This window comes from Bradyrhizobium sp. 61, assembly GCF_023073075.1.
In the GTDB taxonomy this organism is placed as follows: domain Bacteria; phylum Pseudomonadota; class Alphaproteobacteria; order Rhizobiales; family Xanthobacteraceae; genus Bradyrhizobium; species Bradyrhizobium barranii.
This window is the reverse complement of the sequence record NZ_JADPIU010000097.1, coordinates 88,987-101,914: the sequence shown is the minus strand read 5'-3', so window position 1 is coordinate 101,914 and position 12,928 is coordinate 88,987. Positions and strand designations below refer to the sequence as shown.

Genomic DNA, 12,928 nt, shown 5'->3' with positions numbered 1-12,928 from the left:
CGAGCGTCAGCATCACGGCTATCGCCAGCTGACCGACCCGGCCCTCGCCGGCGAACGCGGTGACCCGCCGCCAGCTACACCACGCTAGGGGACACGATCGAGGAATCGAGGCCAACCGAAACTATCCGCTGCTGCATTTCGGGTATGCTGCAGCGCTCGCGCTTCTTGGGAGGCTGAACGAGGCGCAAGTGGCCGCCAAAACCGGACTTGCACTTGACCCAACATTTACGATTCGTCGCCTCAGAAACGTTCCAGTGCGCGGCGGCGGTGCGAATTTCGTTGCAGGAGCCAGGCGCTTGGTTAGGGGATTGTACATCGCCGGAGTACCGGAGGGGTGATGCCGGCGATCGGTCTATCGCGTCACTATGGCCGCGTGCCGCTCTCTTCCGGTTTACCCCTGTGAACGGAAATCGTCGGAATGCACCGCCATGTCTCACACGGGCCAGGAGGCGACGTTCCCTGCTGGCCTCATAAGACCCGATATGACAGAGAGGCCACCATCTGAGGGCGGCCTCTGCTGCGTGCGTGAATTGGTCAGTTCTTGTACCCCATACTGCTACAGACCGCGTATTGATAGTTGGGGTTTGCACCTTGCGCCCATAACCCTTGTTTGCATTCCACGTACGTCCTGGCCTTGGCTGGCGCAAACGCCCTTATATCCGGGTCAAGCACTTTGGCATGGGCACCCGAGTAAAATATCTCTGTCGATGGAGTGTTCGGCCTCGTAGTTTTCTTCACGGCGTTGGCGGGTGCATTCGACAAGATGGCGACAGCTAAGCCCACAAGGAACAGCGAGGAAAATCTCATAGTAATGTCCTCCACAACTCCACCTCGAAGTGGGCGACTATCAAGAGAGCTACAAGCAGTGGTGGCGTCGATTAAACATAACAACCTTATTCCCGAAGGGCAATGGACGGAGTTGCTCCAATGTCGCCTTCGGGTCAAAAGCGGTCTTCGAGGAGCAGTGCTTGGCAGGTCGGCTGACGGGTCAGAAGCCGAAGCAAGCCGTCACCGACGTGGCGCATGGATATCGAATTCAGAGGTTGCCAATCGGTCGGCGGCGGAGATGGTGCGTTCTGATGGACGCCTGCTGGACACCCGCTGCCATGATGCCATCATGCCCCTGTTTTGCCCGACGGGTCAAATCGATTTCGTAAAATCGAAAAAGCCCAATGCCGACAAGGGCCCGGCTACTGTGCATGGGGTTGTTTTCGCGAATTTTGCTTGTCGGCCCCCGCTATGTCGGGCCGGGCCCCGATCTCGTCGGGTCCGGAGTGGCCTGAGCGTTCGCCTCAGCTATCCACCTTCAACGCGGCAATGAAGGCTTCCTGCGGGATGTCGACCTTGCCGAACTGCCGCATCTTCTTCTTGCCTTCCTTCTGCTTCTCCAGAAGTTTCCGCTTACGCGTGATGTCGCCGCCGTAGCACTTTGCGGTGACGTCCTTGCGCAGCGCGCGCACCGTCTCGCGCGCGATCACCTTGCCGCCGATCGCCGCCTGGATCGGGATCTGGAACATGTGCGGCGGGATCAGCTCCTTCATCTTCTCGACCATGGCGCGGCCGCGCCCCTCCGCGCGGGTGCGATGCACCAGCATCGACAGCGCGTCGACCGGCTCGTTGTTGACCAGGATCTGCATCTTGACGAGATCGGCCACCTTGTAGTCGGTCAGGTGATAGTCGAACGAGGCGTAGCCTTTCGAGACCGATTTCAGGCGGTCGTAGAAGTCGAACACGACTTCGTTGAGCGGCAGATCGTACTTCACCATGGCGCGGGAGCCGACATAGGTCAGCTCCTTCTGCGCGCCGCGGCGGTCCTGGCACAGCTTCAACACGCTGCCGAGATATTCGTCGGGAGTGAGGATGGTGGCCTCGATCCAGGGCTCCTCGATATCGGCGATCTTGACCACGTCGGGCATGTCGACGGGATTGTGGATCGAGATCTCCTGGCCGTCGGTCAGGTGCATCTTGTAGATCACGCTTGGCGCGGTCGCGATCAGGTTGAGGTCGAACTCGCGCGACAGCCGCTCCTGGATAATCTCGAGGTGCAACAGCCCGAGGAAGCCGCAGCGGAAGCCGAAGCCCAGCGCAGCCGAGGTTTCCATCTCGTAGGAGAAGCTCGCGTCGTTGAGGCGCAGCTTGCCCATCGCCCCGCGCAGCGTTTCGAAGTCATTGGCATCGGCCGGGAACAGGCCGCAGAACACCACCGGGATCGCCGGCTTGAAGCCCGGCAGCATTTCGGTGACCGGCTTCCTGTCGTCGGTGATGGTGTCGCCGACGCGGGTGTCGGCGACTTCCTTGATCGCCGCGGTGATGAAGCCGATCTCGCCGGGGCCGAGCTCGTCGACCTGCTCCATCTTCGGGGTGAAGAAGCCGACGCGCTCGACGTCATAGGCCGCGCCTGTGCCCATCATGCGGATGCGCTGGTTCTTCTTCATCACGCCGTCGACCACGCGGATCAGCACGACCACGCCGAGATAGACGTCGTACCAGCTGTCGACCAAGAGCGCCTTCAAGGTCGCGTCGCGGTCGCCCTTCGGCGGCGGCAGGCGGGTGACGATGGCTTCCAGCACGTCGGGGACGCCGAGGCCGGTCTTGGCCGAGATCATCACGGCGTCGGAGGCATCGATGCCGATGACGTCCTCGATCTGCTGCTTGATCTTCTCGGGTTCGGCCGCGGGAAGGTCGACCTTGTTCAGGACCGGGACGATCTCGTGGTTGTTGTCGAGCGCCTGGTAGACGTTGGCGAGCGTCTGCGCTTCGACGCCCTGGCTGGCGTCGACCACCAGCAGGGAACCCTCGCAGGCCGCCAGCGACCGCGAGACTTCGTAGGCGAAGTCGACATGGCCGGGCGTGTCCATCAGGTTGAAGATGTAATCCTTGCCGTCCTTGGCGTGGTAGGCAAGGCGGACCGTCTGCGCCTTGATGGTGATGCCGCGCTCGCGCTCGATGTCCATGGAATCGAGCACCTGCTCCTTGCCCGCCATTTCGCGGTCGGTGAGGCCGCCGGTCATCTGGATCAGGCGGTCGGCCAGCGTCGACTTGCCATGGTCGATATGGGCGACGATGGAGAAGTTGCGGATGTTGGAAATGGGGACGGTCGTCATGGGCGCGGGATACCACTCACATCCCCGTGCGGCAACCATATTGCTGTATTTTCAGGGCCTTTCTTCACGCCAAGCTGATTCCACGAGGGCCCAAAACGCGCTACGCAACGGCCCATGTCCAGGCTCATGTCCACGACCTCGATCCCCTCCGCCCGAACACGCGTAAAAGCCCGGGTGAGCTTTAACCGCTTCCGGGCCTGGCTGGTTGCCTGCGCGATCCGGCCCGAAGCGCGGCTCTGGCTGGTGATCCAGCTCGCCATCCTGCATTCCGTGATCTGGACCTTCATCCTGATCAATCTCAAGGCAGCGCAGGACGTTCACATGGACGTCGCAGAAGCCTATGGCTGGGGCCAGGAGTTCCTGTGGGGCTACGGCAAGCACCCGCCGCTGTCGGGCTGGGTCGCCGGCCTCTGGTTCAAGGTGTTCCCGGCGGCGGACTGGGCGACCTATGCGCTGGCGATGGCGACCGTCGGCGTCGGCATGGTGATCTGCTGGCTGCTGAGCTTGCGCGTCGTGGACGCGCGGCGCGCGTTCCTGGTCGTGGTGATGGTCGCGCTCTACCCGATCTTCAATTTCAAGGGTTTCAAGTACAACCCCGACCTGCTCCAGCTCGTCACGCTGCCGCTGCTCGTGCTCGCCTATCTCAACGCCTTCGAGAAGCGGACCTGGCAGTCCGGTATCTGGTTCGGGCTCGCCGGCGCGCTGGCGCTGATGACGAAATACTGGGTGCTGACCATGATCGGCGCCATCGGTCTTGCCGCGCTGATTCATCCCGATCGGCTGCGATTCCTGCTGTCGCCGGCGCCGTGGGTGGCGATCGTGACCATGGTGGTGGCGATGATCCCGCACATCGTCTGGCTTGCGGGCGTGCATTTCGTGCCGCTGACCTATGCCGGCGATACCTACAGCCTCGATGACAGCCGCCAGGTGCATCAGCTCGTGGCGGGCTACGCCCTGCATAATTTGGCGCTGCTGGCGTTGCCGGTGGCGCTGGCCGCGCTCGCAATGGCACTGGTGCCGCATTGGTTCACGCTGCTGCTGCGCGCACCGTTACGCATCGTCACGCGCGCCTGGGGGCGCGGCGCCAATCCCGGCGTCAATGTTGCGCAGGCGTTGAACGTCTGGATCATCCAGATCATCGTCGCGGTCGGCCCGCCGCTCGGCGCGCTGGCCTTCAGCATCTACATGAAGACCGATTGGGGCATCTCGCTGTTCTTCCTGGTGCCCTTGGCGCTGGTCGCGATCCCGGCGCTGCGGGTGCAGAGTGCGGCCCTGTTCAACATCGCCGTGATCTGGCTCCTGCTCAGCGTCGCCACGCTCGCCGCCTCGCCCTGGATCGCCGCGCGCGAGATGGCCGCCAATGCCGGCAACACGGCGACCTACGGCGCGCGCTCGGAGCTGGCGCGTGAATTGACGCAGGCCTGGCACACGCGTTTCGGCTCGCGCTGGGCGGTCGTCGCCGGTACCATGGAGTCGATCCAGCCGATGGTGTTCTACAGCCCGGATCATCCGGCCGCGCTGATGCCGCTCGAAGCCTGGGATTCCGGGCTGACGTCGCGCGAGGACGCCAAGAAGTATGGCTTCATCGGCGTGTTCGATCCAACCGATGGCCGCCTGCCGGCGTTCGAGAAATGGGTCTCGGAGATCGCGCCGAACGCCGAGCGCATCGTGATGACGACGCGCCGCTTCACCCACGGCAAGGCCGGCCCGGCGATGAGCTGGAATATCTACATCGCGCCGCCGGCGAAGTAGCGGGATCTCGTAGGGTGGGCAAAGCGACTTGTCCGCCATAGCTCGAAGAGCGACGGCGGAAGCGTGCCCACCACTTCTATGGCGATTGTCGCGAGACGGTGGGCACGGCGCTTCGCGCCTTTGCCCACCCTACGGCACTGAGCGCGTGGCTCAGATCCCTTCCTCGTTGAACTTGCTTTCAACGAGCTCGGTAATCGCCGCAAGCGCAGCCTGGGCATCGTCACCGGCGGCGGCGACCGTGATCGTCGTGCCCGGTCCTGCGGCCAGCATCATCAGGCCCATGATGGAGGTGCCGCCGACGGTCTCGCCGCCGCGCGTCACCCATACCTGGGCGTTGAAGCGCTCGACCGCCTGGACGAATTTCGCCGAGGCGCGGGCGTGCAGGCCGCGCTTGTTGATGATCAGGAGGTCTTTGGAAATGGCTCCCGCCGGCACGCCTGTCCCGGCCTGGTTTCCGAGCGGCGCGTCGTCGCTCATTTGCCGGCGAGCACGCGGCTGGCAATGGTGACGTATTTGCGGCCCGCTTCCTGGGCCATCGCGATTGCGTCGGGCAGCGGACGCTCCTCGCGCACCTTGGCAAGCTTCACCAGCATGGGAAGGTTGATGCCGGCGAGCACTTCGACCTTCGGCCGGCTCATGCAGGATATTGCAAGGTTCGACGGCGTGCCGCCGAACATGTCGGTGAGGATCGCGACGCCGTCGCCGGAATCGACGCGGTTGACCGCCTCGATGATGTCGCTTCGGCAGAGATCGGAATCATCTTCGGCACCGATCGTGATCGCTTCGATTTGCTTTTGTGGGCCCATGACATGCTCAAGCGCTGCCTTGAATTCGTCGGCAAGGCGCCCGTGGGTCACAAGTACTAGACCAATCATCGGAAAACTCCTCGCGGGCGCTTTTGGTGCACCGCACGAACGCGCCACTTTGACCATCCAGAGCCCCCGCGCAAGAGGGGATGTTGCGTATCTCCCTGAAACTAGACGGATGGATGAGGGGAGCTGCGCCGGTCTATTCGGTCGCGATAGTGGGGTTCATATGGTTACCATTTCCCTTCAAACAATCGCCTGAAGGGTTAACGGAAGATGAACTCTTGGTAGTGGTCAAGGCCGCAACAACCAAAGGGAGGGGCGAATAGTCGCGCCCGACGGGGATTCGCGGTATTTCGACACCGAAAATGCTTGTTTTTAGCGATTCCGCCGCAGGCAGCCGTTCTGCGTTGGCGGCGTCCAGATCGACCACGAGGCCGACGGTCGCATGCTCCACGAAGTCGCAGCGGCGGATTCCCAGTCCCCGAATCTCGATCAGGCCGGTCAGCAGCGGCGCGGGGCGGACTTCAATTTCATCGCCGACTGTCGCCAGATGGACACGGTCATCGCCGACCAGAACGGCCCTTTCGACCACGCCGGCGCGTCCCGCCATGATCAAATCGAAGGCAAGGCGCGACTTGCCGGAGCCTGAGGGCCCGCGGATCAGCACCGCCAGAGTCCCGACCTTGACTGCGGAGGCGTGAACGCTGGGGCCACCGCCGCTCATAGCGCCGGCAGCCTCACCACGAAACGCGCGCCGACAACCGTAGGCGCTCCGTCCTCGTCCACAGGGCCCGGGCGGTTCTCGGCCCAGATGCGTCCGCCATGGGCATCGACGATCTGCTTGGAGATCGACAGGCCGAGGCCGGAGTTCTGGCCAAAGCCCTGGTGCGGACGGTCGGTGTAGAAGCGCTCGAAGATGCGCTCGAGCGCGTCGTCGCGGATGCCGGGACCGTCGTCGTCGACCACGATCTCGATCTCGGAGCGGACGCGGCGGCAGGTGAGGCGCACCTTGCTGCCGGGCTCGGAGAATGACTGCGCGTTGGAAAGCAGGTTGGAGACCACCTGCCCGAGCCGCGAATCGTGCCCGGTCACGGAGAACGCGTCGGTCGCGCCGCGGCCTTCGAAGCGCGTTTCGACCGCGACGTCATGGCCGAGCTTGGTTTCATTGGCGACAGACACGAGCGTCGTCAGCAGGCGGCGCAGGTCGACCCGGACCGCATCCTGGCGCTGCAATTCGGCGTCGAGGCGGCTGGCGTCGGAGATGTCGGAGATGAGGCGATCGAGCCGCTTGACGTCATGCTCGATCACCTCGAGCAGGCGCGCGCGGCTGGTCTCGTTGCGCGCCAGCGGCAGCGTCTCGACCGCTGAGCGCAGCGACGTCAGCGGGTTCTTCAGTTCATGCGCGACATCGGCGGCGAACATCTCGATCGCCTCGATGCGGCTGTAGAGCGCACTCGTCATGTCGCGCAGCGCGCCGGACAGGTGACCGATTTCGTCGCGGCGCCGGGTGAAGTCGGGAATCTCGATGCGGGCCTTGATGCGGCGGCGGACGCGCTCGGCGCTGTCGGCGAGCCGGCGCACCGGACCTGCGATCGTGCTGGCGAGCAGCAGCGACAGCATGATCATGACCGCGGCAGCGACGCCGCCGACCTTCAGGATCGCCAGGCGCTCGGCGGTGACCATCTGGTCGATGTCGTCGCCCTGCGTCGACAGCATCAGGGCGCCGTGGATGGCGCGCGAGCGCAGCACGGGGACTGCGACCGAGACGATCACCTCGCCGCGCGAATTGACCCGCACCATCGAACGCTTCTGGCCCTGGAGCGCGTCGCTCACTTCCGAATAGCCATTGCCATTCTCGCGCCCGAGCTCGCGATACAGCGGCAGGTCACCGCGGTTGATCCAGAGGCGCACCGAGGTCAGGCCGCGCTCGATCACGCCGGGCTTCTGCGATGGCGGCGGCAACGGGAAGATCAGCACGTTCTCGAGGTCGCGGCTGTCGAGCAGCACCGTCCCGTTGGGATCGAATATCCGTGCGCGGGTCTTGGTCGGCGAGATCAGCGTGCGCAGCACGGGTGCCACGCGCTCCGGGCTGATCGGAAAGTTCAGCGCCGAATAATCGTCGGATTCGCCGTAGCTGTCGCCGAGCTTCAGATCGAGCAGGCGGTCAGGATCGACCGTGATCGCGTTGGTCTGCACGGTCGCCGACGCTCCGATGGCACCGGCGATGATCTCGGCCTGCACCAGCAGGCTCTGCGCACGCGCGTCGATCAGGCCGGCGCGGAACTGCGAGAGATAGAGAATGCTCGCGACCAGCGCGACGAGGCCGGCGAGGTTGAGCGAGACGATGCGGCGGGTCAGGCTCGAGAAGGAGAGCGCGAAGAAATACTGACCGGCGCGCGTCAGCCAGGACAGCGGCCGCCAACCTTGCGCGGCCGGCTTGTCGTCGGCGACGTGCTCCGGTACGCCGTCGGATGCGATATCCCCGGCATTCTGGTTCTCGTCAGGCTGCGTTCGGTCAAGCAATGCTTACGCCCGCGTTAGGACATCTCGTGCGAAGGGTCCCCGCATCCTAGAGCCATCCCGGTCCCGATGGAACGAGAACCGGCGATGCTCTCAGTCTTTCGTGAAGGCGCGTGAGCCTCAGGCTTCCTTGAAGCGGTAGCCGACGCCGTAGAGCGTCTCGATCATCTCGAACTCGTTGTCGGTCACCTTGAACTTCTTGCGCAGCCGCTTGATGTGGCTGTCGATGGTGCGGTCGTCGACATAGACCTGGTCGTCATAGGCGGCGTCCATCAGCGCGTTGCGGCTCTTCACCACGCCGGGCCGGGTCGCCAGCGCCTGGAGGATCAGGAATTCGGTGACGGTCAGCGTCACCGGCTCGTTCTTCCAGGTGCAGGTGTGCCGTTCGGGGTCCATGCGCAGCAGGCCGCGGTCGAGCGCTTTGGCATCGTTCTCCTTCGGCGCGACGGTCGGGTCCTTCGGCGCAGAGCGGCGCAGCACGGCCTTGACGCGCTCGACCAGCAGGCGCTGTGAGAACGGTTTGCGGATGAAGTCGTCGGCGCCCATCTTGAGGCCGAACAGTTCGTCGATCTCTTCGTCCTTGGAGGTCAGGAAGATCACCGGCAGGTCGGATTTCTGCCGCAGCCGGCGCAGCGTTTCCATGCCGTCCATGCGCGGCATCTTGATGTCGAGAATGGCAAGATCGGGCTGGGTGGTGCGAAAGCCGTCGAGCGCGGAGGCGCCGTCGGTGTAAGTCATGATGCGGTAGCCTTCGGCCTCCAGCGCGATCGAGACGGATGTGAGAATGTTGCGGTCGTCGTCGACCAAAGCGATTGTGGGCATGAGCCTCTGCTTTCTGCTTTCCGTTTGGGTCGTGGCTTGAAACGGCGAGCAATTCTCTGATGCGCCGCATACACGGGTGCCGAATTCGGCGGTCGAACCTTGTCACCGAGCAATGCAAGCTGGGCTGAAGTGTGACCAAGTTCCACGAAGCGCAGCAGATTCGCCGCGTTTCGACCCTTAACCTGACCCCCGTTTACCCGAAAAAAGACCTCCCTTGCAACCACCTGACCCGAGAAAGCCGATGCACCCGACCCCTGATTTCGACCCCGGAAAGCTCGCCAAATCGCTGCTCAGGCGCTCGCGCCAGGGCGCGCTGGCAACACTGATGGCCGGCAGCGGAGATCCCTATTGCTCCCTGGTCAATCTGGCGAGCCACCCCGACGGCTCGCCGATCCTGCTGATCTCAGGCCTGGCCGTGCACACCAGGAACATCCTGGCGGATAACCGGGTCTCCCTGATGCTGGACGAACGCGCGGCCGGCTATCCGCTGGAGGGCGCCCGAATCATGCTGTCCGGCCGGGCGGAACAGGCCGATGCCGACAAGGATCTGCTCCAGCGGCGGTATCTCAATGCCCATCCATCTGCCGAGGCCTTTGTTTCGTTTAAGGATTTCTCTTTCTTCAGAATTCGGCCCACGGGAACCCATCTGGTCGCCGGCTTCGGCCGCATCGTCGATCTCAAGCCCGAGCAGTTCCTGACGGACCTTACCGGTGCCGAGGATCTGCTGGCGGCGGAGGAGGGGGCGGTCGCGCACATGAATGCCGACCACCGCGACGCCATGGGCCTCTATGCGACAAAACTCCTCGGCGCGGCGGAGGGCGACTGGCGCTGCACCGGCTGCGACCCCGAGGGCCTCGACATGCAGGATGGCCAGACTGCGCTGCGGCTGGACTTCCCGGAGCGGGTGACTGACGGCACGGCGCTGCGCAAGATGCTGGTCCGCCTTGCTGGCGAAGCGCGCGCGAAGGTGGACTAGCGCGCAACAATTTGAACGCTGCCCCCCATCGCTGCGACCCAAGACCGTAATGGTTCGAAGTCGGCAGCGAGAGGGTTCATGACACGCCGTCGTTTGACGCTGGTTGCGGGTTTGGCGCTCGCGATCACCGCATCGCTTGCCACGTCCAGCTTTGCCCAGAAAGGTCTCGCCGCGGAGAGCGCGCGGATCAACGCACTCCGAAGTGCAGGTAAATATTCGGAGGCGCTGCCGCTGGCGCAGGCCATGGTGGCGTCTCTCGAGAAGACCACCAACAATCGTGATCTCGCGGGTGCGCTCAACAACCTCGCGCAGATCTACGCCGACCAGGGCCACGACGACCAGGCCGAGCCGCTCTACAAGCGCGCCATTGCGCTGATGGAGAAGGGGATCGGTCTCGACAGCGTCGAGATCGCACCGGTGCTGAACAACCTCGCCGCGCTCTATCAGAGGCAGAGCCGCTTTGCAGAGGCCGAGCCGCTGTTCAAGCGTGCGCTCGCCGTTCGCGAGAAGGCGCTGTCGCGCGAGCATCCCGACGTCGGTCAGTCCCTCAACAATCTCGCCACATACTATGTGAAGCAGCAGCGTCAGGCCGAAGCCGAGCCGTTGTTTCAGCGCGCGCTCGCGATCTACCAGAAGGCCGGTGGCCCCGAGCATCCGGCGGTCGCGACGCTCCTGAACAATCTCGGCCAGATCGATCGCGACCTCAACCGCGATGCGGATGCCGAGGCGCCGATCCGGCGCTCGCTCGCGATCCGCGAAAAGGTGCTGGGACCGGACCATCCCGACGTCGCGCGCTCGCTGAACAATCTCGCCGGTCTCTACGAGCATCAGCGGCGCTATGCCGATGCGGAGCCGCTCTATCGCCGTGCGCTGTCGATCCGCGAACGTGCGCTCGGTCCCGATCATCCGGACGTTGCGACCTCGACCAGCAATCTCGCTTATTTCCTCCACGTCTCCGGGCGGAACGCCGATGCGCTGCCGCTCGCGGAAAAGACGCTTGCGACCAATCGCGCGCAGTTGCGCGTAGTGCTGCCGGTCCTGTTCGCCGCGCGACAGCAATATCTGCTGCCCGACGACAGGGCGCTGGACGAGGCGCTTGCCGCGATTCAGCGCGGCACGCAATCCTCCGCTGCCTCCGCCGTGAACAAGCTGGCCGTGCGCCTTGCTGCGGGCAGCGACAGGCTCGCTGAGCTCGTGCGCCGGGATCAGGATCTTGCGGCCGAGTCCGAGGCGCTCGACAAGGCGATCATCGCCGCGGTGTCGAAGCAACCGGCCCAGCGCGACGTCGCGGCCGAGCAGCGCAGCCGGGTGCGGATCGCGGCGATAGCGAACGAGCGCACGGGCTTGCAGAAGACGCTCGCGGTCGAGTTTCCCGATTATGCGTCGCTCTCCAACCCCCTGCCGCTGGCGGTCAAGGATATCCAGCCCTTGCTGTCGCCCGACGAGGCGATGGTGCTCTACTCCGTCGTCGACAAGCAGAGCTATGTCGTCGCGATCACGCGCGAAGGCGTCGACTGGAAGGAGATTCCGCTCGGCGCGGACGCGCTGACGCAGCAGGTGACTGCATTCCGCAAGGGGCTCGATGTCGGCAAGGCGCGCGATGCCTCCGGCAAATCAGGGTTGTTCGATCTCGGGCTCGCCAATGAGCTCTATGTCGCGCTGCTCGGCCCGGTCGAAGCGCTGACGAAGGACAAGCGCAACCTGCTGGTGGTGCCGTCGGCCGCGCTGACGGCGTTGCCGTTTCATCTGCTCGTCACGGAGACGCCGCAAGCTGCGATCCCGGACACGCTCGAAGGCTATCGCAGCGCCGCCTGGCTGCTGCGGCGTCAGGCGGTGTCGGTTCTGCCCTCGGTGGTCAGCCTGAAATCGCTGCGTGCCGTCGCGCGTCGGGAGCAGGGCGTGAAGCCGATGACCGGCTTTGGCGATCCCGTGTTCAATCCTGCGCTGGAAGGGCCGGCCGATCGTCGCGCTGCAAGCGGCAAGGTCGCCGCACGCAACATTGCAACACTTGCCTATAGCGATTTTTGGCGCGGGGCCGGCGTCGATCGCGCGCGGCTTGCGCAGGCGCTGCCGCAACTGCCGGATACCGCGGACGAGTTGAACGCTGTGGCCAAGGATGTCGGCGCGGCCGAGGCCGACATCCATCTCGGCCGCGATGCCAGCGAAACGACGCTGAAGCGTGCAGCGCTTGCTCAATACAGCATCATCTACTTTGCCACCCACGGTCTCGTCGCCGGCGATATCAAGGGATTGGGCGAGCCCTCGCTTGCGCTCTCCATTCCCGATCGGCCGACGGAGCTGGATGACGGCTTGCTCACGGCAAGTGAAGTCGCTCAGCTCAAGCTCAACGCGGATTGGGTTGTGCTGTCGGCCTGCAACACCATCGCCGGCGACAAGCCCGGCGCCGAGGCCCTGTCAGGACTGGCGCGCTCGTTCTTCTACGCGGGTGCACGCGCGCTGCTGGTCTCGCATTGGGCAGTGGATTCGGAAGCTGCCACCCGCTTGACCACGTCGACTTTCGAACTGCTCAAGAACGAACCAAAAATCGGCCGTGCCGAAGCCTTGCGCCGCGCGATGTTGACGTATGTCGATGACACCTCGTCACCGCGCAACGCCTATCCCGCGATGTGGGGGCCGTTCGCGCTCATCGGCGAAGGCGAGGTACGATAGGACGGTCCTGCGATTGTGCGTCGCAATAACCAGAGGAAACGCCGAATTGCGCATTTGGTTGCGCGATCATTCGCGATCTTTTTGATGCGCCTGCTCAGGGCTGACATGCGCGGCATTTGGCGCGGTCCTTGAATAAACCAAATCCTGCGAGATCGGCTTGGCAACGCCAGCGTTCACCATTATTACGTCGTTCAACCGAGGCCGGACGGCCTATAATTCACGGTGACTGCGATGGCGCCAAAGCTTGGTCGCGCTGAGTGTCGCGGGTTCTAGGA

The 12,928-nt window shown here is 64.1% G+C and carries 9 protein-coding genes; 3 read left to right on the top strand and 6 right to left on the bottom strand.

Features of this window, described 5'->3' with window-relative positions; translation table 11 throughout:
- Positions 1-1,292 precede the first annotated feature (1,292 nt).
- Positions 1,293-3,104 carry a translation elongation factor 4 gene (lepA, locus tag IVB46_RS39105; protein ID WP_071916919.1) on the bottom strand — a complete coding sequence of 604 codons (1,812 nt, stop codon included), beginning with the start codon at positions 3,102-3,104 and terminating at the stop codon, positions 1,293-1,295.
- A gap of 126 nt (positions 3,105-3,230) precedes the next feature.
- On the opposite strand from lepA, the gene IVB46_RS39100 reads away from it, so the two are divergent.
- A complete protein-coding gene (locus tag IVB46_RS39100) occupies positions 3,231-4,856 on the top strand; it encodes a glycosyltransferase family 39 protein (RefSeq protein WP_247345281.1) in 1,626 nt (541 codons plus the stop codon).
- Positions 4,857-5,006: 150 nt separating this feature from the next.
- Here IVB46_RS39100 and IVB46_RS39095 read toward each other — a convergent pair whose 3' ends face one another.
- The 5 genes from IVB46_RS39095 to IVB46_RS39075 all read right to left on the bottom strand — a co-directional run bounded on the left by IVB46_RS39095 (position 5,007) and on the right by IVB46_RS39075 (position 9,007).
- Positions 5,007-5,333: an HPr family phosphocarrier protein gene (locus IVB46_RS39095; protein ID WP_063980739.1), complete on the bottom strand. Its 327-nt coding sequence runs from the start codon at positions 5,331-5,333 to the stop codon at positions 5,007-5,009.
- Complete coding sequence (locus IVB46_RS39090) at positions 5,330-5,731, bottom strand: PTS sugar transporter subunit IIA (RefSeq protein ID WP_007597752.1); 402 nt, start codon at positions 5,729-5,731, stop codon at positions 5,330-5,332. The genes IVB46_RS39095 and IVB46_RS39090 overlap by 4 nt, the downstream gene beginning before the upstream one ends.
- 133 nt (positions 5,732-5,864) lie before the next feature.
- Entirely contained in the window at positions 5,865-6,389 is a 525-nt protein-coding gene (locus IVB46_RS39085; RefSeq protein WP_247316338.1) for an HPr kinase/phosphatase C-terminal domain-containing protein, read from the bottom strand.
- The gene (locus IVB46_RS39080; RefSeq protein ID WP_276010589.1) at positions 6,386-8,188 is read right to left on the bottom strand and encodes a sensor histidine kinase; all 1,803 of its coding nucleotides are present in this window, start codon (positions 8,186-8,188) and stop codon (positions 6,386-6,388) included. The genes IVB46_RS39085 and IVB46_RS39080 overlap by 4 nt, the downstream gene beginning before the upstream one ends.
- Positions 8,189-8,305: 117 nt before the next feature.
- The gene (locus tag IVB46_RS39075) at positions 8,306-9,007 is read right to left on the bottom strand and encodes a response regulator transcription factor (protein ID WP_038952081.1); all 702 of its coding nucleotides are present in this window, start codon (positions 9,005-9,007) and stop codon (positions 8,306-8,308) included.
- A gap of 241 nt (positions 9,008-9,248) precedes the next feature.
- Here IVB46_RS39075 and IVB46_RS39070 point away from each other — a divergent pair, with 241 nt between their 5' ends.
- Both IVB46_RS39070 and IVB46_RS39065 read left to right on the top strand, forming a co-directional pair.
- Positions 9,249-9,983 (top strand): DUF2470 domain-containing protein, encoded by a 735-nt coding sequence (locus IVB46_RS39070; RefSeq protein ID WP_247316337.1) that lies wholly within the window; start codon positions 9,249-9,251, stop codon positions 9,981-9,983.
- A 78-nt stretch (positions 9,984-10,061) separates the two neighbouring features.
- A complete protein-coding gene (locus tag IVB46_RS39065; protein WP_247316336.1) occupies positions 10,062-12,653 on the top strand; it encodes a CHAT domain-containing tetratricopeptide repeat protein in 2,592 nt (863 codons plus the stop codon).
- Positions 12,654-12,928 lie beyond the last annotated feature (275 nt).